General features: G+C 43.1%; 18 protein-coding genes and 3 pseudogenes. 6 read left to right on the top strand and 15 right to left on the bottom strand.

Translation table 11 applies throughout. The features are described from left to right. Both ACEYV4_RS05250 and ACEYV4_RS05245 read left to right on the top strand, forming a co-directional pair. A pseudogene (locus tag ACEYV4_RS05250) lies at positions 1-377 on the top strand (MFS transporter); the annotation flags it as partial. A gap of 237 nt (positions 378-614) precedes the next feature. After that, positions 615-1,696, top strand: a pseudogene (locus tag ACEYV4_RS05245) (MFS transporter). Between the two features lie 56 nt (positions 1,697-1,752). On the opposite strand, the gene ACEYV4_RS05240 reads toward ACEYV4_RS05245, so the two are convergent. From ACEYV4_RS05240 to sufC, 7 genes are read right to left on the bottom strand one after another with little or no spacing between them, the layout of a single operon-like run. Beyond that, complete coding sequence (locus ACEYV4_RS05240) at positions 1,753-2,646, bottom strand: helix-turn-helix domain-containing protein (RefSeq protein ID WP_373842335.1); 894 nt, start codon at positions 2,644-2,646, stop codon at positions 1,753-1,755. Between the two features lie 12 nt (positions 2,647-2,658). Then, positions 2,659-2,991 carry a metal-sulfur cluster assembly factor gene (locus ACEYV4_RS05235; RefSeq protein WP_373842334.1) on the bottom strand — a complete coding sequence of 111 codons (333 nt, stop codon included), beginning with the start codon at positions 2,989-2,991 and terminating at the stop codon, positions 2,659-2,661. Positions 2,992-3,015: 24 nt separating this feature from the next. Beyond that, positions 3,016-4,431 carry a Fe-S cluster assembly protein SufB gene (sufB, locus tag ACEYV4_RS05230; RefSeq protein ID WP_373842333.1) on the bottom strand — a complete coding sequence of 472 codons (1,416 nt, stop codon included), beginning with the start codon at positions 4,429-4,431 and terminating at the stop codon, positions 3,016-3,018. Next, entirely contained in the window at positions 4,418-4,885 is a 468-nt protein-coding gene (gene sufU / locus ACEYV4_RS05225) for a Fe-S cluster assembly sulfur transfer protein SufU (protein WP_373842332.1), read from the bottom strand. The genes sufB and sufU overlap by 14 nt, the downstream gene beginning before the upstream one ends. After that, the gene (locus ACEYV4_RS05220) at positions 4,872-6,110 is read right to left on the bottom strand and encodes a cysteine desulfurase (protein WP_373842331.1); all 1,239 of its coding nucleotides are present in this window, start codon (positions 6,108-6,110) and stop codon (positions 4,872-4,874) included. The genes sufU and ACEYV4_RS05220 overlap by 14 nt, the downstream gene beginning before the upstream one ends. Continuing rightward, positions 6,091-7,380, bottom strand: coding sequence for a Fe-S cluster assembly protein SufD (gene sufD, locus ACEYV4_RS05215; RefSeq protein WP_373842330.1), 1,290 nt, complete (start codon positions 7,378-7,380; stop codon positions 6,091-6,093). Before sufD ends, ACEYV4_RS05220 begins: the two co-directional genes overlap by 20 nt. Positions 7,381-7,392: 12 nt before the next feature. Further along, a complete protein-coding gene (sufC, locus tag ACEYV4_RS05210; protein ID WP_373842329.1) occupies positions 7,393-8,190 on the bottom strand; it encodes a Fe-S cluster assembly ATPase SufC in 798 nt (265 codons plus the stop codon). Positions 8,191-8,584: 394 nt separating this feature from the next. On the opposite strand from sufC, the gene ACEYV4_RS05205 reads away from it, so the two are divergent. Genes ACEYV4_RS05205 through ACEYV4_RS05190 form a run of 4 tightly spaced genes read left to right on the top strand, consistent with a single transcriptional unit; the run spans position 8,585 to position 12,003 of the window. Continuing rightward, positions 8,585-9,775, top strand: coding sequence for an ABC transporter ATP-binding protein (locus ACEYV4_RS05205; RefSeq protein ID WP_373842328.1), 1,191 nt, complete (start codon positions 8,585-8,587; stop codon positions 9,773-9,775). After that, a complete protein-coding gene (locus ACEYV4_RS05200) occupies positions 9,775-10,404 on the top strand; it encodes an ABC transporter permease (protein WP_373842336.1) in 630 nt (209 codons plus the stop codon). The genes ACEYV4_RS05205 and ACEYV4_RS05200 overlap by 1 nt, the downstream gene beginning before the upstream one ends. A 12-nt stretch (positions 10,405-10,416) precedes the next feature. Continuing rightward, positions 10,417-11,349 (top strand): osmoprotectant ABC transporter substrate-binding protein, encoded by a 933-nt coding sequence (locus ACEYV4_RS05195; protein WP_373842327.1) that lies wholly within the window; start codon positions 10,417-10,419, stop codon positions 11,347-11,349. Continuing rightward, positions 11,350-12,003, top strand: coding sequence for an ABC transporter permease (locus ACEYV4_RS05190; protein ID WP_373842326.1), 654 nt, complete (start codon positions 11,350-11,352; stop codon positions 12,001-12,003). A gap of 70 nt (positions 12,004-12,073) precedes the next feature. Here the strand turns inward: ACEYV4_RS05190 and ACEYV4_RS05185 are convergent, their stop codons facing one another. The 8 genes and pseudogenes from ACEYV4_RS05185 to ACEYV4_RS05150 all read right to left on the bottom strand — a co-directional run. Further along, positions 12,074-13,138 carry a PTS sugar transporter subunit IIC gene (locus ACEYV4_RS05185; protein ID WP_373842325.1) on the bottom strand — a complete coding sequence of 355 codons (1,065 nt, stop codon included), beginning with the start codon at positions 13,136-13,138 and terminating at the stop codon, positions 12,074-12,076. A gap of 132 nt (positions 13,139-13,270) precedes the next feature. Further along, positions 13,271-14,244: pseudogene (locus ACEYV4_RS05180) on the bottom strand (D-2-hydroxyacid dehydrogenase). After that, entirely contained in the window at positions 14,241-15,404 is a 1,164-nt protein-coding gene (locus ACEYV4_RS05175; protein ID WP_373842324.1) for an aminotransferase class I/II-fold pyridoxal phosphate-dependent enzyme, read from the bottom strand. Before ACEYV4_RS05175 ends, ACEYV4_RS05180 begins: the two are co-directional and overlap by 4 nt. Before the next feature lie 159 nt (positions 15,405-15,563). Continuing rightward, complete coding sequence (locus ACEYV4_RS05170) at positions 15,564-16,667, bottom strand: glycerol dehydrogenase (protein ID WP_373842323.1); 1,104 nt, start codon at positions 16,665-16,667, stop codon at positions 15,564-15,566. Positions 16,668-16,719: 52 nt separating this feature from the next. Beyond that, a complete protein-coding gene (locus ACEYV4_RS05165) occupies positions 16,720-17,682 on the bottom strand; it encodes a LacI family DNA-binding transcriptional regulator (protein ID WP_373842322.1) in 963 nt (320 codons plus the stop codon). Between the two features lie 129 nt (positions 17,683-17,811). Next, entirely contained in the window at positions 17,812-19,137 is a 1,326-nt protein-coding gene (gene gtfB, locus ACEYV4_RS05160; protein ID WP_373842321.1) for an accessory Sec system glycosylation chaperone GtfB, read from the bottom strand. Next, positions 19,130-20,659 carry an accessory Sec system glycosyltransferase GtfA gene (gene gtfA / locus ACEYV4_RS05155; RefSeq protein ID WP_373842320.1) on the bottom strand — a complete coding sequence of 510 codons (1,530 nt, stop codon included), beginning with the start codon at positions 20,657-20,659 and terminating at the stop codon, positions 19,130-19,132. Before gtfA ends, gtfB begins: the two co-directional genes overlap by 8 nt. A 173-nt stretch (positions 20,660-20,832) precedes the next feature. Next, on the bottom strand, positions 20,833-21,499 hold a 667-nt coding region (locus ACEYV4_RS05150; protein WP_373842319.1), incomplete at its 5' end, for an LPXTG cell wall anchor domain-containing protein.

Genomic DNA, 21,499 nt, shown 5'->3' with positions numbered 1-21,499 from the left:
TAACAATCGACATTATTGGTACTGCTGGTCAAGCACTCATTGGCGCCAATAGTTCTGTTTGGGTCATTACCCTTTTTCAAACTATTCGCCAATTTGGCCTAGTCACCATGCTGATTCCGTTGCAAACCCAAGCCCTTTCACTACTACCAAACGAGGTCGTTCCTGATGCCGTCGCCTCTTTTAACACCTTACGACAAATTGCGGCCTCGTTTGGAACCGCCTTAATTGTGGCTGCCGTTGGAATTGTCAATGGTTTCGTTCACCAACCATCTTCTCATTTAGGTATCCAAGCTGGCTTTACCCTTTGCTTAATTCTGCTATTAGTTTCGTTAATCCTTAGCCGACAGCTTTACCATAGGATCGTCAAGCCAGACTAATCAAGAAATTTTAATATAACGTTTTACTTAGTGTAATTAACTATTATATAATAATTTCGATGGGGTTTTAAAAGCAATTCGCCATTTTGTCCCCCTTTCCTTTCGTAAACAAAACGTGCTAATTTCGCATTATTATGCTTAGTGGAGGGATTTGATTATTTGAATAATAACGTTCATTATCGTCTGCAAGCCGTGGTCTTTGTACTCACGGCCTTTCTTTTAGGATGCAACGAATTTATGGTAGTTGGCGTGCTATCTAATATTGCCCAAGTTACCGAGCCTCACTCTCAACGGTTGGCTTGCTTGTGACAATCTTCGCTATAACCTATGCTATCTGCACCCCTGTTTTGACAACCCTGACTGCTAAATACGATCGTTTTAAGGTGCTAATGGTATTAATGGTCATTTTCCTAATTGGCAATACAATGACGGCATTAGCACCAAATCTGGTTTGGCTTTTCGTCTCACGAATTTTAACAGCCGCGGTGGCCGGGGCTATTATTTCACTCATTCTGGTCTTTGTCAGTATCGTTGCTCCCCTTGAGAAGCGTTCAATGCTCGTTGCAACCGTTTTTTCCGGTTTCAGCGCCGCCACAATCATTGGGGTACCAGTAGGAACCACCATCAGTATGCTCTCATCATGGCACATTAGTTTCTTAGTGGTTTCAGTACTAACAATCATCGTTGGTGCTTGTCTTTATTGGCTAGTGCCCCGCCATACCACTCAAGTAAATGGTTCCATTGGTCACCAGCTACACCTAATGGCTGACAAACGAATTATCTGGGGTGTGGTCGTAATGATTACGCTCATAGCGGCTGAATACACTTTCTATACTTATATCCGACCAATCATTACCAATGTTCTCGGCTTCAACGTCAGCCAGCTAAACTGGCTACTTGGTCTGATCGGGGTAATGTTCATCCTCGGTAATACTTGTGCAGGCATTATTTCTAGTCACTTTGGCATTCAAAAACTTCCGTTAATCAGCGCCGCCTGCCTGGTCCTTTTACTCTTAATGGAATTGAGTTTCCACTTCTCCTGGTTAGGAATTACCTTACTCTGTCTAATCTGTTTTATACTAGGAATGCCAGGTTCAATTCTTCAAGTTATGTTCTTAAACGTTGCGGAGCGAGATTATCCAGAAGCAATGAGCCTTGCTTCGTCGTTAGACCCGATTTGCACTAATATCGGTGTAACAATTGGTTCCTGTGTAGCGGCCATCAGCGTTAACCTCGTGACTATTAGTCAGGTCGGTTACATTGGCGCGCTATTTGCAATTATCGGATTAATTGGTTCTATTGTTTTAATTAAAATTTGATTCATCTACAAATAAGGCTTCAGCGCATTACCTACGTTGAAGCCTTATTTATTTTATTAATTTTTCTTCACCTTTGCAATTTCACTTTCAAACTGTCTTTTCACTGCTGCTGTCTGAACCGCTACTACATTATTACAATTGAAACGGGCAAATACCATCGCAGCCGTCAAAATTGGTCCTACTTGTTCCATCCCCTTGCCAGCCTCAATTGCATTCTCAGCTAATAATAATTCAATCCGGGGCATAAAATAGGTTACGTGTTGAGCAGCACACATGGCTCGTGCTCGAGTAAGTACTTGGTTACTGCTAGTTAAACGATGATTTAACGCATGAAATTCCGCCGTATAATACGTCATCATAATAATCCGCAAATACAGTTGGTGGTTTACATGCACCCAATCAGTCTGGGCATTTTTTTGAAGATAGGCAATCACTTTGTTAAAAAAGAAGCCAGCGTGTTTGATGGCACTTTGACGAGCATATAATATCCCAGCCCCTAGGTAGGCCAACTGTGAATAGATTGTTTGATGCCGTTCATCCAATTCATCTAAAATCTTAGTGAAATTAAAAAGAGCGGTTGAAGACTGAGCATTAGTTAAGGTTTCGATCATTCCACGCAAATAATAATATTGCATCTGATCCTGGGGAATTTGAAGTTTTGCTGAGGTAATTTTTCGTAAGCAATGGATAGCCTGCGGAAACTGTTCCATCATCAAATACCGTTCAACCTTAGCGAGCATTTGCCGTATAGAATGCAATGGCGCATCCTGGCTTAAATCATCGATGGTCAAGCCCAAACGGCCACATAATTGTTCTAAGATTGCTAAAGAAGGGACTTTCCCCTTATTTTCAAATTTACTCAAAGTCGACTGGGTACAGATCCCACGACTTAGTGATACTTGCGAATAGCCCAGCTGGCGTCGGCGGTGAACGAATCTTTGAATATCCATAATCAATGCCTACTACATATGAATACCAAGGGCGATCTTAGCGAACCGACTCATTCGTGAAATATCCCAGGCTGGTTCCCAAACCACATTGATCTTACATTGGTTCACCCCGTCCACAGACAGAGCAGCTGCAGTAATATCCTTATGCAAAACATCAGTTAGCGGACACCCCATCGTGGTTAAAGTCATTGTTATCGTACATTGTCCCTGGTCATCAACTTGGACATTATAAATTAAGCCAAGATTAACCAAATCAATTCCCAATTCTGGATCAATAACCTTTTCAAGTGCATCCATTACCTTATCTTCAATTGGTGAATTTGGGTGATCTTTTCCTTCTGCCATTTTAATTCCTCCAATTTCTCGTCATTAACCAATGGATCCTTCCATTTCAAAACTGATCAAACGGTTTAACTCTACTGCATATTCCATTGGCAGTTGCTTCGTAAAAGGTTCTACAAAACCCATAATAATCATTTCGGTCGCTTTTTCCTCCGAAATTCCCCGACTCATCAAGTAATATAATTGTTCTTCGGAAATTTTAGAAACCTTAGCTTCATGTTCCATCGCCACGTGAGAATTATCAATCTCATTATACGGAATCGTGTCTGATGATGACTGATCATCCATGATGATGGTATCACATTCAACATGGCCCTTAGAACCATCGGAATGCTTACCAAAACGAACAGTCCCCCGGTAATCGGTTGAACCTCCCGTCCTAGCAATCGACTTAGAAACAATCGAACTAGACGTGTTCGGGGCATTATGAATCATCCGGGCACCAGAGTCCTGGTGAATTCCATTGCTAGCCACAGCAATTGATAGCATTGTTCCACGCGCACCCTCACCATTGAGGTACACACTTGGGTATTTCATCGTCACCTTAGAACCAAGATTGCCATCGACCCATTCCATCGTGGCGTTCTCCGCCGCGGCAGCCCGTTTAGTTTCCAAACTATAAACGTTATCCGACCAGTTCTGAATGGTGGTGTAACGACAGTAAGCATTCTTAGCAACATTAACTTCGACCACCGCCGCATGAAGACTGTCCGATGAATAATTAGGTGCCGTACAACCTTCAACGTAATCTACACTAGCGCCCTCATCAACAATGATTAGGGTTCGTTCAAACTGCCCAGTATTTTCGGCATTTAGTCGGAAATAAGCCTGAATAGGAGTCTTAACCTTGACCCCTTTAGGCACATAAATAAAGGACCCGCCTGACCAAACGGCCCCATTTAATGCCGCAAATTTGTTATCGGTTGGCTGAACCAGCTTACCAAACCACTTCTTAAAAAGCTTTGGATACTTTTGGAGGGCAGTATCAGTGTCGGTAAAAATGATTCCTAGCTTTGCAAACTGTTTCTTCATGTTATGGTAAACCACTTCCGACTCATACTGCGCTGAAGCTCCTGCTAAATACTTTCGTTCCGCTTGGGGAACACCAAGCCGATCAAAGGTCTTTTTCAGATCTTCAGGGACATCTTTCCAATCACGGAATTTTTTATCCGTCATCTTTTGATAATAAAGCATATCGTCAAGGTCCAATCCTGATAAGTCAGGGCCAAACTTTGGCATCGGCAACTTTTTATAGATGTGATAAGCCTTCAAGCGATAATCTAACATCCACTTCGGCTCATGCTTTTCCGCGGAAATTTTACGAACAATTGCCTCAGTTAGTCCCCGGCCGGTTGAATAAACTGGCTTAACATCATCATGGAAGCCATACTCATAATGGTCGTCATTAACAATACTGGCTGCTGTTTCTTTACCCTTGCTCATGCTCTACTCCTTCTTTGTCTTGCTTGAGTAATGCTCGTTGTAATGCCCACCACGATAAGGTAGCGCACTTAATACGAGCAGGAAATTCCATAATACTCGTTAATACTTGGGCATCACCTAGCTGGTCCAAGTCAGCTTGTGGATGTTGTTTGCCAATCGCCATGTCCGAAAAGGTTTTGGCCATATTGAGAGCCGTCTCAACTGACTTACCCTTCACAGCGTCAGTCATCATGCTGGCCGAGGCCTGGCTAATCGTACAGCCCGCACCCGTAAAAGCGATCTCCTTAATCTTCTTATCTTGAACATTGATCTGTAAATTGATTGTGTCGCCACAGGTTGGGTTGTGGAGGGTCATGGCATTGGTTGAATCCGCCAACCTGCCTTTATTATGTGGGTGGTTAGCATGGTCCAAAATTACTTCACGATATAATCCTTTTAATTTAGAAAGTCCCACCGTTAAAGAACTCCTTTGTTTCCTTAATTGCTTTAATCAATTGGTCTGCATCTTGCTGATTATTGTAAATGTAAAAACTAGCCCGAGCGGTCGCCACCACGCCGAGCTCTTCCATCAATGGTTGAGCGCAATGATGACCAGCTCGCACCGCTACACCATCCATATCAAGTGCTGTTGCCACATCATGGGGATGCAAATGCGCCAAGTTGAAAGCGATCACGCCCGTATGGTGTCGCGGATTCTGTGGGCCATAAACCGTCACGTATGGTAAAGCCTCTAACTTGGGTAAGAGGTAATTAACCAAAGACTGTTCATGAGCTTGAACATTGGCCATTCCCAAGCCCTGAAGGTAATCAATCGCTGCTCCTAAACCAACCGCACCGGCAACGTTTTGGGTGCCAGCTTCAAATTTGAAGGGAATATTGGCCCAGGTACTTTGGGAACGATGAACCTCACCAATCATCTCACCACCATATTGGTATGGCGGCATCGTGCGCAATAGGTCAGCTTTACCATAGAGAACACCAATTCCCATCGGGCTCATCATCTTGTGACCAGAAAAAGCATAGAAGTCAACATCCAAATTTTGAACATCAACTGGCATATGCGGAACTGCTTGGGCGCCATCCCCAACAATTACCGCCCCATGTTGGTGGGCTAATTGGGCTAATTGCTTCAACGGGTTTACTACCCCAAGAACATTACTAGCATGAGTAACGGCTACAATCTTTGTTTTATCGGTAATCTGCTTTCGTGCCGCAGCCATGTCTAACTCTCCATCTGAGGTCAGGCCAATATATTTGAGAGTAGCATGTTTTTTTATTGCTAGCTGCTGCCATGGCACCAAATTACTATGGTGTTCCATGATTGAAACGACAATTTCGTCACCTGCGTGAATATTTTGCTCACCATAAGTAGCCGCAACCAGGTTAAGACCATCTGTACAGCCCTTAGTAAAAATAATCTCATTAGGGGAGGCGGCGTTGATAAAATGTTGAACCTTTTGCCGGGCTTCTTCGTAATCTGCCGTGGCTCGCTCCGCCAGAGTATGAACCCCCCGGTGAACATTAGCATTATCGTGTTCATAGAAGTGCATCAGTGCTTTTAGTACCGGTTGCGGACGTTGAGCCGTTGCCGCACTGTCTAAATAAGCTAGTCGCTCATCATTTACCCGTTGATTAAGAATTGGGAAATCTCGCCGGACATCATTGATACTGTTGACCATGTGCTAACTTCCTCTCCAAAATATCAATCATTTGTTTACGAACGTCTTGAGATGGAATGGCATTCAAAACCGCGCCCAAGAAGCCGCGAATTACCATTCGTTGAGCTAGTGGCCGCGGAATACCCCGACTCATCAAGTAGTACATCTGATGAGGGTCAACCGGGCCAACACTGGCTGCATGTCCCGCTTCCACGTCATTTTCATCAATTAAAAGAATCGGGTTAGCATCCCCCCGTGCCCGCGGCGACATAATCAGGACCCGGTTCTGTTGGTCGGCCTGAGAGCCGTGCGCGCCGTGAATAATCTGACCAATACCGTTAAAGATCAACTCCGAGTTCTCTAGAATTACTCCTCGCTGGTTAATAAGGCCAGTGGTGTGCTTCCCACGATTAGTAACCCGATTATTGATCCCGACTTTTTGGTTACCAGTTGTCACCGCGATCATCTTGGAATTAGCATAGCCACCTTCACCCAGTAGCTCTGAATCCATATCACCAACTGTGTCACCATCATTCATGATACCAACCGCCCATTCGACATGAGCATCACGACCAATATCAGCCCGGCGCTTAAAGTAGGTATGGGTGTGCTTCCCTAATTCATCTAAAGAGGAAAAGTCAATTTCACTGTTGTCGCGAGCAATCAATTCAATCATCATGTTCGCTGGATTATCATTTTCCCCAACTGAAAACAAGTGTTGAATAAACTTAACCTTACTATTCTGATCAGCCACCACTAAGATATGAGAAACTAACGGCGCCATCTGCGTATTATCCTGAATTAACTCCGCTTCAATTGGTTTATCAATAACGACTCCTTTAGGCACATACAGAAACAATCCAGCATTCAGGTATGCAGCGTGGTAAGCCGTTAGGAGATGTTCATCCGGCTTAATAGCAGACATATAAAAACGGTCAAAAAGTTGCGGATATTCACAAGCAGCCGTAAAAATATCGGTTAAGATAACTCCTTCTTGACGCAATTGTGCCGGAATCTGCAGGTGAACAGTACTCTGCCCGAGTTGGGTAATTTTAATGACTTCCTCATCCGCGGGTTCAGCTGCTACTAAGTCTTTATTTGACTTTAGCCAGGTCAAAGGCTGATGGGCAATCAATGGCCAATCTTGATATTTAAAACGCTGCATTTTAGGTAAACGCAACTTTTCCATCATTTTGCGGGCAGTTAAGCGGTACTGCAGCAGGCTAGCCGGCTCATCATTTTGTCGACTAGCTGCGGCTATCTGATTCTGTGCTTGTTCTAACTCAGTCATCAAGTCCGCCTCCTAGTCTTCATCATCGACAAGCTTAATGTGCAAGCCGAGTTCATCACGAAGGCCGGCGTAACCTTCATCTTCTAGCTTCTTAGCAAGGTCTGGACCGCCTGTCTTAACAATCCGTCCATCCATCATTACATGAACAGTATCCGGCACAATGTAATTCAAAAGACGTTGGTAGTGGGTAATAATCAAGGCACCAAAGTTAGCGTTACGCATCGAATTAACACCCTTAGAGACAACCTTTAAGGCATCGATATCAAGCCCAGAATCAATTTCATCCAATAAGGCAAACTTTGGTTCAATCATCAGTAATTGAAGAATTTCATTTCGTTTCTTTTCCCCACCAGAAAAGCCCTCGTTAAGGTAACGCTCAGTCATTGATTCACTCATATCTAACAATTTCAGATTACGGTCAAGCTTTTTTATAAAGTCCATGACCGAAATTTGATCATTTTCAGGGCGACGAGCATTAATGGCTGCTCGTAAAAATTCAGCATTTGTAACCCCTTGGATTTCAGCAGGATATTGCATTGCCAGGAAAAGGCCGCGGCGTGCTCGTTCATCAACCGGCATATTGAGAATGCTTTCACCATCTAAAAGAATATCACCTTGGGTAACATGATAATTGGGTTGCCCCATAATCGTTTGAGAAAGGGTTGATTTCCCAGTTCCGTTTGGCCCCATGATGGCATGAATTTCACCCGTTCGTAGCTTTAAATTAACCCCTTTTAAGATTTCTTTTTCTTTTTTACTCTCTTCATCCTTTACCGAAACATGTAAATCTTTAACTTCTAGCGTTGCCATTGCATTATTCCTCCTGGCATAAAAATTATTCCAAAAATACATTTTCAGGAATTAGTGAATCTACTTACAGCATTCATTATATCCACAATTATTAAGAAAATAAAACAAACAATTCAGTTTTTTAATTAACTTTTATTTTTAATTATTTGATGTTATTTTTCTTCATGTTTATATAATTTAGGAATATATAATTATTACTAAAATTGATGTTTTTCAATCATTTAATTTGCAATATTATAAAATTTGTTTGATAATGGGTATGGATAGCTATATCTGATTAGTTAGCGCTTAAATCACTATTAATAATGACATTAAATAATCTTTAATTCGCCAAATGGGGGTTTATTAGGGGTTATTTTTTGTTTAGCAAAATTTTTAAGAAAGGACGATGTGAATGGTTAGGAAACAGCCAATTATTGAATTTAAGAATGTCAGTAAAATTTATTCAGGTAATAAACGAGCTCTTAAGGGCATTAATCTCCGGATCTACCCGGGGGACTTTGTTTGCCTAATCGGTACTTCTGGTGGTGGAAAGACAACCACCCTACGCATGATTAATAAGATGATTACACCCACCAGTGGTCAATTATTGATTAATGGACATGACGTCACCCAGTTGGATGGGGTTAACCTGCGTCGCCATATCGGTTACGTGATCCAAAATATCGGTTTAATCCCCCATATGACCGTTGAAGATAATATTGCCCTGGTTCCTCGCCTTCTTGGTTGGGACAAAGAACAACGCAATGCCCAAGCAGCCAAGTTAATCAAACTGGTTGACATCCCTGCTAGTTATTTAGGCCGTTATCCCGACGAACTCTCCGGTGGCCAGCAACAGCGGATTGGTGTTGTCCGAGCCTTAGCGGCTAACCAACAAATTATTCTAATGGACGAACCATTTGGTGCCCTCGACCCCTTAACTCGTGAATCGCTTCAGGCAATCGCTAAGCGACTTCAAGAAGAAATGGGCAAGACCATTGTCATGATTACTCACGACATGAACGAGGCTCTTACCTTGGCTACCAGGTTAGTCATCATGCACAATGGAAAAATCATCCAAAACGCCAGCCCCGAAGAAGTCGTTGAACATCCCGCTAATCAATTTGTCCGTGAATTAATTGGTGAGGATCGGATCAACGAGGCACGGGCCTTTATTGCGACCGCCAGCAACGTCATGGACCGTAATATTGTTGCCGTTACGGCGGGTAAAACGGTCAAGGAAGCCGTTGCCATCATGAAGGCCAACCAAATTGGGACCCTTTTGGTAAATGATGACAACAACCAATTGCGGGGAATCCTGCATTTCCACCAGGTTTCTAAACACTACCAAGACAATAAGATTGTTGCTGACCTGATGGATAAAAATCCCCAAACTGTCTATGATACCGATCGATTAAGCACCATCGTTGGGCCTTTATTGAAACAAGACTTTAACTTTGTCCCCGTGATCGATCACCAAAATCACTTGAAAGGTGTCATTACCCAAAATGTCCTGATCAAAGTTCTCTATGACCATGTCTGGGGTGATAAGGCCAGCCAGCTACAAGTAGGCTCCCTACCGGCCAAAGAAGGTGGTCAACAATGATCATGCAATTTCTTAACCAACATGGAACAGCCCTTCTCATCAAAACCTGGGAACAGATCTATATTTCATTCAGTGCTCTCCTATTAGGCATCATCGTTGCCGTACCAGTTGGCATTGCTATTTTACGTTATCCTAAGACGGCGAAGGTCGTTATCGGGGTAGCCAACGTTTTACAAACGGTTCCATCCCTTGCCCTGTTGGCCCTGATGATTCCGATCTTCGGAATTGGGCAATTACCGGCAATCGTGGCCCTCTTTCTATATTCACTGCTGCCAATTTTGCGAAACACTTATATTGGGATGAAGAATGTTTCACCGGACCTGCTCGATAGTGCCAAGGGAATGGGTATGACCAGGCGACAAATCATCTGGATTGTTCAGCTTCCCCAAGCTTTGCCGGTGATCATGGCCGGTATTCGCCTCTCAGCGGTTTACATGATTGCCTGGGCAACGTTAGCTTCCTACATCGGTGCTGGCGGTCTTGGGGACTTCATCTTCAATGGTCTCAGTCTATATGAACCCGAATTAATCATCGGTGGTACCATTCCAGTCACCATCCTAGCGCTGCTCACCGATTGGGGACTACGGGCTCTTGAAAAACGCCTAACACCGATCAATCTACGAAAGTGAGGAGGTCAAAACATGCGGAAAATCACTTTTAAAAAGGTTTTAATGGTGATGATTACCTTGTTTTTAACCATCACCCTCAGTGGCTGTGCTAACCAAGCCAGTTTTAATAATCACCACCCAATCCGAATCGCCTGTGCTAACACAACCGAATCACAAATTATCGCTAACATCTTAGCCCAACTGATTCAACACCAAATGGGCGTTAAGACAAAAATTATCGACAACCTCGGTTCTTCCAGTGTCGAACACAAAGCCGTTCAACGTAATGATGCTGATATCGTCGCTACCAGTTATACTGGGACCGATTTAACCGGGACTTTAGGACTACCGCCAGAGAAAAATCCGCGTAAGGCTACGCGGATCGTTAATCAGCAATTGAAGAAACGGTGGGGTGAAATTCGTTTCCCATCCTATGGCTTTGCTGATACCTATACCTTCATGACCAGTCAAAAGTTAGCTCGGCGCGACCACTTAACCACCGTAAGTGACCTCAAGCCTTACGCCAGCAAGATGAATGCTGGGGTTGACAGTTCTTGGATGGATCGGAAAGGCGATGGTTACAAGGAATTTACTGAGAAATATGGTTTCCGCTTCAAAAAGGTTTACCCAATGCAGATCGGTCTGGTCTACGATGCTGAGCATACCGGTAAGATGCAGGTTATTTTGGGTTACTCTACCGATGGCCGGATTCGTTCCTATCACCTGCACCTTTTGAAAGATAATCGTCATTTCTTCCCACCTTATGATGCAGCCCCCGTGGCCTCATCCGCAATTCTGCATGCCTACCCACAATTGGGCCCGACGTTACGCTTATTAGATAACAAGATTAGCCTAAAGACGATGCAGAAACTCAATTACAAAGTCGATGACCAATTACTCGAACCATCGACCGTTGCCCACCAGTTTCTCAAGGCTCATCATTACTTTGAAAGGAGCGGTCACTAAATGAAAAATCTCAGTTTATGGGGTCAATTTTTCTACTATTTCCAGCACAATGGCCTTTATGTCCTAAGTAAATTTAACCAACATTTCACGATTGCCGTTGAAGGAACACTAATTGCAGCACTAATCGGCATCCCCATTGGTATTATCATCGCTTACCACCATCGACTTGGTGCCGGAGTAATTGCCGTGGCCGACCTGATCCAAACGGTCCCCTCACTGGCAATGCTTTCCATTTTAATGCTTGGCCTAGGGCTCGGTGATCAGACTGTCATCGCCACCATCTTCCTCTACTCACTCTTGCCGATCATCTCGAATACGGTCACTGGCTTGCAGAGTGTTGATCCGGCCATTCTCGACGCCAGCAAGGGGATGGGGATGACCCGATGGCAACAACTTTATATGGTTGAACTACCCCTTTCTGTTTCTGTAATTATGGCAGGAATCCGAAACGCCTTAGTAATCGCAATTGGTATTACCGCCATCGGAGCCTTCATCGGCGCTGGTGGGCTCGGTGATATCATCATCCGCGGAACCAACGCTACTAATGGCGGAGCAATCATTCTTGCCGGAGCGTTACCGACGGCCTTGATGGCCATTATTGCCGACCTCGTTTTAGGCTTCGTTCAACGGTGGTTAGAACCACGACATATTTAATTTTTCAAATCCAAACTTTAAGGCTTGACCTCAGTATTAACTGAAATCAAGCCTTTTACATTTTTAGAATTTATTTATTTAGTTCAACCTTCCAGTATTCTTTCTTATTAAAATGAAAAACATGCGTGCACAGGTAATAAGCAAGAATCCCATAAAAAGTTGGCAGAATGAAATAGATTAGTGCAATCGTGATCAATTTAGTACCAATATTGCCCGACATTAGGGTAAAGGCATTAATTGGACCTACAGGAATCCCGAAGCCAGCATCAGCGGCAATATTTTTTACATGAATAAACGAATCGGTAAAGCCGTTCAGGGCTCCGGTAATGGCAATTGGAATTAACATTGTCGGATGTTTAAGGAAGTTAGCTAACATCATCTTAACAGAACCAAAGACCATGGCCACCACTACACCCTTACCATTGACCTTGGAACAAGCATAGGCCACCATCAGAAAGCAAGCACTGGTTCCCACCGAAGAAGCGCCACCGACAATCCCTGTAATACCAAAAGCATAGGCCAGTCCAACCGTTGAAAGAGGGGTCGCAATAATAACCGCAAAGGCCATCCCCAGCAAGGTACACATTAAAACCGGCTGTAACTTCGTAAAAGAGTTTAACATTCCTCCGACAGTCGTTGATACCAGGTGAACATAAGGATACATAAGCATTCCAATTCCACCGACGATACAGGCTGTAACGATCGGGTCCCAAATGATAGCAAAAGAGCCAACATAATCACGGATCAAGAAGATCGCCAAAATTGCTAATGCGGTAACCAGGATGGTATTAATCAGGTCACCCATTCCTACCAGGGTGAAGGTACCACCATTTTTGGCTGAATAGTTAACCGCTCCTGAGCCTAACAAGGTGGCAAGTGCAACACTAACTTTTTCAATCATCGTAAAATTAAACTGACCAGCCGCTAGTGCTCCACAGAGTACCGGTACAGTATAAGTGGCCATATTACAGGCAGTATTTAAGGTTGACCAAAGAGGACCATGAGTTGCTAATGCTTGAAAGAGTGGCCCAACAATCGCACTTGGTGTCACCGCTACTACAATTGCCATTGCTACTGCTGACATGATCTGGTTCCAAAAATCACCCATTGTATATTCTTTTAAGCTTGTCATCATCTAACCTACTTTCTGAAGTCCGTTAACAATAAGGTATTCCTGTCTGTATTAAGAAATCGTCGATAGGCTTTGACAAGCTTTTTAATTATTGAATAGCACGTTCCAAGTTCATCACACTCACTTTCTTCAAGGTTAATACTGCACTTCATATTGGGGATGACGTCCCTCTAAAGTAGCGAGAACATCATCAAGCCCCATGTAAACAATGTTTTTCATTGCGGTGTTGGTATAAAAGGCACTGTGGGGAGAAATTAAGACATTTGGCATTGCCCGCAACTGTTTATAGTCTTCTGGAATATCGGTCGGTTGAGCCTTTTTTTCAAAGAACTGAGTTTCATCAGCCAAGGTATCAAGGGCCGCCCCAGCAATTTCATGTTTTTGCAATGCTGCTATCAAATCAGCCGTTTTTACGAGGCCACCACGAGCCATGTTAATTACATAAGCGGTTGACTTCATTTTCTTAAAGGCCGCTGCATCTAACATATTAGCTGTTGTCTCATCTAAGGGTGTATGAATGGTCACAATGTCCGATTGAGTTAATATCGTGTCGAGGTCGGTGTACTTCAGATAAGCCTCGAGTTCGGCGTGATGAACCGGGTCGGTAGCGATAACGTTTGCCCCTAACGCTGAATAAATCCGGGCTGTTGTCCCACCAATATGGCCTGCACCGATAATGCCCACAGTCAAATTATAAATTTCGGTACTTTCCAGGCCAGTCCAACGAAAATCTAGCTTATCCATCCGTTGATCATAATAACCAAGTTTACGGACTAGCCGCAGTGCTTGCGTCAAGCCCATTTCAGCAATCGCTCGTGGCGAGTAGGCCGGTACATTGGTTACGATTAAGCCATTCTTACGTTGACCATGTCGAGGCCTACCATCCGGGCCGTTAGCTGCTTAAACCCCATTTTCTTTAACGTTGGATAGATAGAATCATCTAGCATATGTGTTTGTTGGAAATCGATGCCGTCGTAACCATCCGCCCACTTGACGGTTTCCGGCGTCAATCGTTCGGTGACACATTTAATTTCAACATTGTGCTTAGCCGCCCATTGCTTAATGAAAGGCCGTTCCACATCCAAAACCGCATACATAATAATTTTCATTGCTTAACACCCCATTTCGCTTGTTGCAACTTTGCTACTGCTTTTTTAAGCGTGGCTAACGGTTGCGTTGCGGCAAGCCGTTCAAAGCCTTCACCAGCCTTACCAAAGGCTAATCCGGGGACCACCAGGATTCCGGCTTTTTTCAATAATTGGTCAGCGAAATCAACGGAATTTAGCTTAGTTGCCCGAATATCAAGAAAGGCATAGATGCTACCGCTAATCGAACTCACCTTCAACCAGTCAACTTGATTTAATGTCGTTTCCAAATAATGTAGACGCTCTGCAAAAGCACTCGTAATTGGTTGAGCTAGTTCGTCATGGTGCTGGATGGCGTATAAAGCGGCATATTGAGATGGTGTCGGAGCGGAAAATGTCACCCCATCATTAACCATCCCAGCTGCATCAGTTAGCCATTGCGGTGCTAAAAGATATCCCAAACGCCAACCAGTCATTGCAAAGCTCTTAGAGAAGCCATTAATTGTAACCGTGTTTCCTGGTGCATACTTAGCCATTGGGACAAATTGGTGACCCGATAAAACGTAGTCATAATAAATTTCATCACTAAAAATCAACAGATCTTTATCAATTGCTAATTGTGCTAAAGCTTTGAGTTGCTTTGGTATCATTACCATCCCCGTTGGGTTATTCGGTGAGTTGATGATAATTCCCTTTGTTTTAGGTGTTATTTTAGCTGCCACTGCTTCAGCCGTGATTGCAAAACCATCTTCCGGCTTTGTTTTAACAATTACCGGTTGACCGCCACACATTTCGACCTGCTCAATATAAGGTGAGAAACATGGTTCCGGAACGATAATCTCATCGCCAGGATCTAGAACTGCCTTTAAAGCGATAAAAAGGGCATGCTCCGCACCAACTGTGATCATCGCTTGAGTTGGTTGGTAGTTGAGGCCAAAGCGGTGGTTATAGTCCTCACTGACCACTTGGCGTAGCTCAGGCATTCCCATTGCGGCGGTGTAGTGAGTATGTCCCGCTTTAGCTGCCTTCATTGCTGCGTCAATAATCGGCAGCGGTGTCGTAAAATCTGGATCGCCGACTGACAAATCGATTACATCGTTCATAGTTGCTGCTTGTTCACAGACATCAGCCAAAATATTAGGTGCTGGATGTTGATAAGCTTGTCCTAAAAATGAACTATCCATCGTTTAGCCTCCTTAAATTAAAAGTTAATGTGAATTATATCATGATTAATTAATCTTTCAAGTATTTTTATGCAATTATATGGTGAAACAAACATAAATATACAAAAAGCACCCAATCAATTATGATTGGGTGCTTTATTCAATTGAGTAATTCTTTAATTACTTATGTGCTTCTAAGTACTGTTTTGTATAAGAATCAACAGCCCGGAATGCTTGGGCCACATCGTCTGGTTCAACCTTAAATGGTAACCGACTGATGGTGTCATTTTCAGAGCAAGCCGCCTTAGCAGCCTTTAATAACTCCTCGTCAGAAGCTTTTTCTAAGTGCAGATCTTCGAGCGTCGTTGGTAAACCAAGAGACAAGATTAACTTGAAGTACTTGTTATAACGTTTTTGACTAGCACCTTCGAGCATCAATTGAGTTAACGTTCCATAAGCTACTTTTTGGCCATGACTTAGGGCGTGAGTTTCCTCCAAGGTAGTTAACCCATCATGAATAGCATGGGCACCGGACAAGCCACCACTTTCAAAGCCTAGACCACTCATCAACGTATTCGCTTCGATCACCTTTTCCAAAGCCGAAGTAACAACATGCTTCTTAACATCAGCGACGGCTAAATGAGCATATTTGAATAGAGTGTCCTCACATTTCTGGGCAATGGCATTGCCAACCAAGGTCTGCTTTTCATTCAACATCGTATCTGCACCGGCCTGAGCAACTGCCTGGGCTTCAACATTGGTAGCTAAGGCATCGGCAATCCCAGAAATCAACAGGCCCACTGGTGCTCCAGCAACAACCTGACTATCGACTAAGACTAAATTAGGGTTATGACTATAAAACCGGTAATGATCAAAACTGCCATCATCGGTATAAATGACAGACAACCGAGAACATGGAGCATCCGTAGAAGCCAGAGTTGGCATAATTACTACTGGCAAGTTCAAGTTGTCAGCCACCGCTTTGGCCGAATCACTAGTTTTACCGCCACCAAGACCATAGATAACGGAAACTTGTTTGTCCTGACCAATCTTAGTAATCCGGTTAATCTCATTAGTTGATGATTCACCACCAAACGTCACGGTGATAACATCATAATCATTATCCTTCAGATAACTTTCAAATTTCGCACCAACAATCTGATAAACATCCTTATCAGTCAGCAACATTGGCTTCTTGCCAAAGCTCTTTAGGTACTGGTCACTCTTAAATAGTACTCCTTTGCCTTGAACATAAGACGATGGTGAGCCAAATTCTTTGATCATATGATAACCTCCTATAGTTTAATGAAAGCGTTTTCTATTAACCACAATTAAACTATAAGTCCGGAAACCGGTTTCCTGTCAACCCCGTTCGCCAAATAATCTTAAATTTAATTTCATCAGCTAGTGGCACCTTCCCGAGCGCTAAATCAACGGCAGTTTGACCCATTTGCTGGTAACGTTGATCGATAGAGGTAAAGTTTAATAACTGACTTGGCAACTGGTTACCCTGACCAATAACCATTGTCGATTGCCCAACTTCGTGAATCACTTGATAAGCTCCTGCAGCAGTTGCATCCCCTTCCGTTAGGACAGCATCCACTTTTAACGGCAATAGTTTCTGTACTGCTTGGCGACCATCGACTAAATTACGACAATGGTAGCAAACATTCTCTCGCGAAACTTGGTAACCATAAATAGCTCGATAAGCCTGAAAGATCTCTCTAGTACTCCGACTTTCTTTGGGCGGCCGAATCAATAAGAAACCAAGTCGCAAGTAACCTTGATTTTTCAAAGTTTGAAACAGTTCTTTTAATACTGCCAGCCGGCTTGTTCGCACTGTCCTAATAGCCGAATCGTCAAGATCTTCGCAAAAGACAAGATTACCAAAGCGTTGATATGGAGCAATTTCCTCGTATGGTAGGTGATGTGAGGTAATAATTAATGAATTGACCAGCCGATGCTCCAACTCATTCAAATAATAACGTTCTTTTGATGGCCGATAACTAGTTGGCATTAGAACCACTTCTTTCCCCATTTTTGCAGCCGCAATACTGATGGCGTTGGTTAATGCTTGAAAATAAGGGTGGTCAAAGAATGGCACCATCACTCCAATTCGATTGTTAATGTTTTTACTGAGATGGGCAGCCATACCATTATAATGAAAATCGAGTTCTTGCATAGCCTGCCCAATCTGTTTTCCTAATTGTTGACTAACATGGCCGTGCTTAGTTAAATATTTAGAAACGGTTGAAGGCGCACAGCCAACTTTTTTGGCAATGTCGTAAATCGTGGTCATTTTCCTACTCCTTTATTTGCATAAGAACTTGGCTTTAGTTTTAGCATAATCTTGTTTTACAGTTCAAACAATTAGACAGCAAAAAGAGAAACACAAGCAGCTAACACGGTTGCTTGTGTTTCCTTTATTTTAAATAGTCAAACGTTTAAACATTTCTCGATAATCAGCCACACTCGCCACCCCGGCATATTCACGTTGAGCTTTAATTAACCTTTTAAATCGACTTGAATCAACTAAGGCTAAGCATAATCGGTTAACAAGACTATTTACTTCTTCCTTAGGGAAAACATTATCTGGATCAGCTAGCTGTGGATTATGTAAGGTGGAATTAAAGCCAAGAATCAACATATTTTGCTCAAAGGCTTCTCGATCAGCCGACAGAATTTCGTCCCCATAGTTAATATCGAGGTAAAAATCCGCTGTCCGCCAAAGACGATGAGCTTGCGCATTAGTCACATTAGGATAAAGATTAACATTATGATAATCTTGTAAGGCCATTAGGCGGGATGACATTGCGGTTAGAGCCATGATATTAAAATGCACCTGTGGCAATGCCCTAACCAAGGGAACTATTTGTTCTAGCTGATCGGAATTAGTAGCAATTAATGCCTTTGCCCGTCCTTGGTTTTGCCGTTTATTCGGAGAAATCATACCTAGATAGTGAAAATCAACCTGATCACTAGTCAGCCTTCCCTGCCAGTTTTGCCAATCCTGGTAACGCTGAAAGACGATGTGTTTGGACCGAGTCGGATGATACATCAAATACTTCATATTGCCTGGTAGGTCAGCATTGACCGGCTCATGCCAGAAGAGCGTATCTTGACCGTTTCCCGCCGTTGCTTGTTCTACGCGGTATGATTCATTCAACGTATTATAAAAAATGTGGTCTAAGTGATAACCGCGCAGGCGCAAGAAGAACCTTATCAAGTCAACCTTGTCATTAAAGAAGTACTTTTGATGCTGATAATTTAACACCAAATTACCTAGCAAGAGATGCTCAACCATAAATTTATGACCATCTGCATCAAAATACTGGCGCAAGGTAGCTTGATTATGGTCGTAAATGGTTTGCGCAAAGCGGTAACCAAACTGGTTATAATGGTCAATCCAGATAATTTCTCCACTTGTACCAAGCCATTGAACCTCTTTAACGGTTCGCTGTTGATTTCCCGGATGCCAATAAACAATCTTGGCCCGCTGTTGACTAAGGTGATAAACCGCTCCGTCATTCAAGTCACCAGTGATTCGCCAATATGGTGGTACCGGTACCTTATCAAAGTACAACGATGGTCGGTTAGTATCAAAATGACCAAAGAAACGAACGAAAGAGTCAATCCCTGCTGGTAAGAAACCATCATCATGAATAACGACTGTCGGAATTTGGAGACCAGCTTGTCGTTGCGATTGCCAAAGATCATGGGTAGCCTGGTCAAAATGTTCAAATAGGTTAAGCATGCTGAAGCCTCCTTAAAAAATCTTGCCATTTTCGAACCACGTTCACGTCTAAATAAGGTACTGCCATCTTGTAAGCTTGATCATGAAACGCAGTCAATGAATCATGCCGAAATAGTTTTACAATTCCGGTTGCCAAGCTTTGCCACTTTTTGTGCTCAGCCTGACCTTCATCGTAAGGAATCAAGTAACCGCTTTGCCCATCTTTAATAAAGGTTGGATTACCATAAGGCACATCAAAGCCCACGATTGGTAATCCCGAACCAACTGCTTCTAAGAGACTTAGGCCAAAGCCTTCATTAGTTGATGCGGAAGCATAAGCCGAATAATTCGCATAGACCGTGGTCAAATCGTGTTGTCCCATCAAATGAATATAACCATTAGCGTTCAATTGTTGAATCAACTTCTGAAGCCGTTGCCACATTGGACCCTGACCATAAATATCCAACGTTACATCCGGGATTTGTCGGTGAGCAGCAACCACAGCACGAATAAGCCAATCCAGGTGCTTTTCTGGTGCCAAACGCGAAGCCGTAATCAAGGCATGTCTCCTTCGCTGACCATTTGGATAACGCAAGGTAGTTAAGCTACCCACGGGAATCGTTACTGCTGTAACTTGTTGGTGATTATATTGGGCTTGTTGATGGATAAAGAGATTCCGTTCTTGCTTAGTTGAAAATAAGAAGGCATCGACTTGCTGAGGATGATTAAATTGGTAATCATAAAAATTATTCCACAAGATATGCTGAGCAGTCGTGCCAATCTTGCTGTAGTGTTCAGCGTGAATTGGGGCGACCACCTTAGCTGGACCATGGTTTTCTAAAATCAGCTCCCCATTGGCCAACTCCTTATCCTCATTGAGACGATCCATAATAATGACGTCATTCGTTTGAAAGTGCAATTGATGAAGCATGGCTCGATAAAGCTCATTCTTAGATGAGATGAAGCGTCCATCGGCAAACTGATAAATCTCGTGTCCGCGATCATAACTTTGTCGGTAAGCACGACTACCATCTTGATTATAAAAATCCCGAGCAACAACGTAATTAGTTCCTACAATTCCCTGATAATACTCACTGACGTACTTAGTATAAGAATAGTAATCTCGCTGAAGCAGTTGGCCATTCAATGTATACGAGACCTGATCAATTGCTTGCTTGTTAAAATTATCAGTCCGGGCCGTAATTAAAACTTGTTTATCCGGATAACGATACTGAATTTCTTTACCCCCATTAAGAACCGTACGCTGAAAGCCTGGTGACAAGCTTTTTTCAAATTTAGTCAATGAATAAGTTGTTGGGGCAATTTTAACGTCGGTAAAGAAATTATAAAGCCAAATTACCTGATCATCCTGCAGGCCCAAGTTATTAGTCAATTCTTCAATGTTATTGTTTAATGATATATATGAAAAAATCACCTTTGTTGGAACCTTAAGCTTGTTTAATAGTTTAACCCGGTAAGCTTGGGCATATTCAATGCCGCTATTAGCCCAACCAATTCCTAAATTAATGTTATAAACCGTCATATTTTTCCTCCTACGATAAAAAAAGAACCCCAGCAGTCTCGCGAATACTGCTAAGGTCCTTTCCATTGCCCGTAACCATCCACCTGGTTTCGAAAAATAAAAGTAAATAAATTTGGGGAGGTTATTTACTCTTTGAATGGACCCTGCCACGAGCAATGATTTTTATTCACTTGTTATTCAACGTCATGCTTCTTTCTAGCAGCTAAGCCGGCTAAGCCAAGAGTTGCAGCCAGCTCAACGCCAGCGGCACCAAGGATAGCAGCCTTATTAGTTGCATTCCCAGTCTGCGGCAAAGTAATGTTGTTACCACTATTATCACTATTAGATGTTGTAGTCGTGGTGGTAGTTGTAACCTTGCTACCTACATTGTTACCGCTCATGTTGGTTGTAGCTGATGCCGCACTGCTGTTGCCAGTAGCTTCAGAACCATTGTTGCCACCAAAGTTAGCACCACTATTATTAGCAGTGCCGTTAGTTGCAACAGAACCAGTACCGTTGGTTAAGCCACTATTAGCATTACCGTTCAAGCCAGCATTACCAGTGGATGAGCCATTATTGGCAGTCGATCCATTGCCATTAGTAGTAGAACCACTATTCGTATTACCAGAAGCGCCATTGCTATTTGTAGTACCACTGTTGTTAGTAGTAGAGCTATTATCATTAGTGCCGCTATTCGTGGTGTCACTACCATTCTTGTTGTAGGTTATCGTCGTATTAACACTTGGGTTAATTGGCGTAACCGTGCTGGTTGATGGTGTGTAGCCACTAATCGTTGGTACGGCTTCGTTTGGTACGACCTTGGTTGGATCATTCGGATCATTCCGGTAAGTTTGAGCATTG

The sequence above is a fragment of the Limosilactobacillus sp. genome (genome assembly GCF_041859915.1).
Taxonomy (GTDB): Bacteria; Bacillota; Bacilli; order Lactobacillales; family Lactobacillaceae; genus Limosilactobacillus.
The sequence above is the reverse complement of the archived record's forward strand: the minus strand, read 5'-3'. Positions and strand labels throughout refer to the sequence as shown.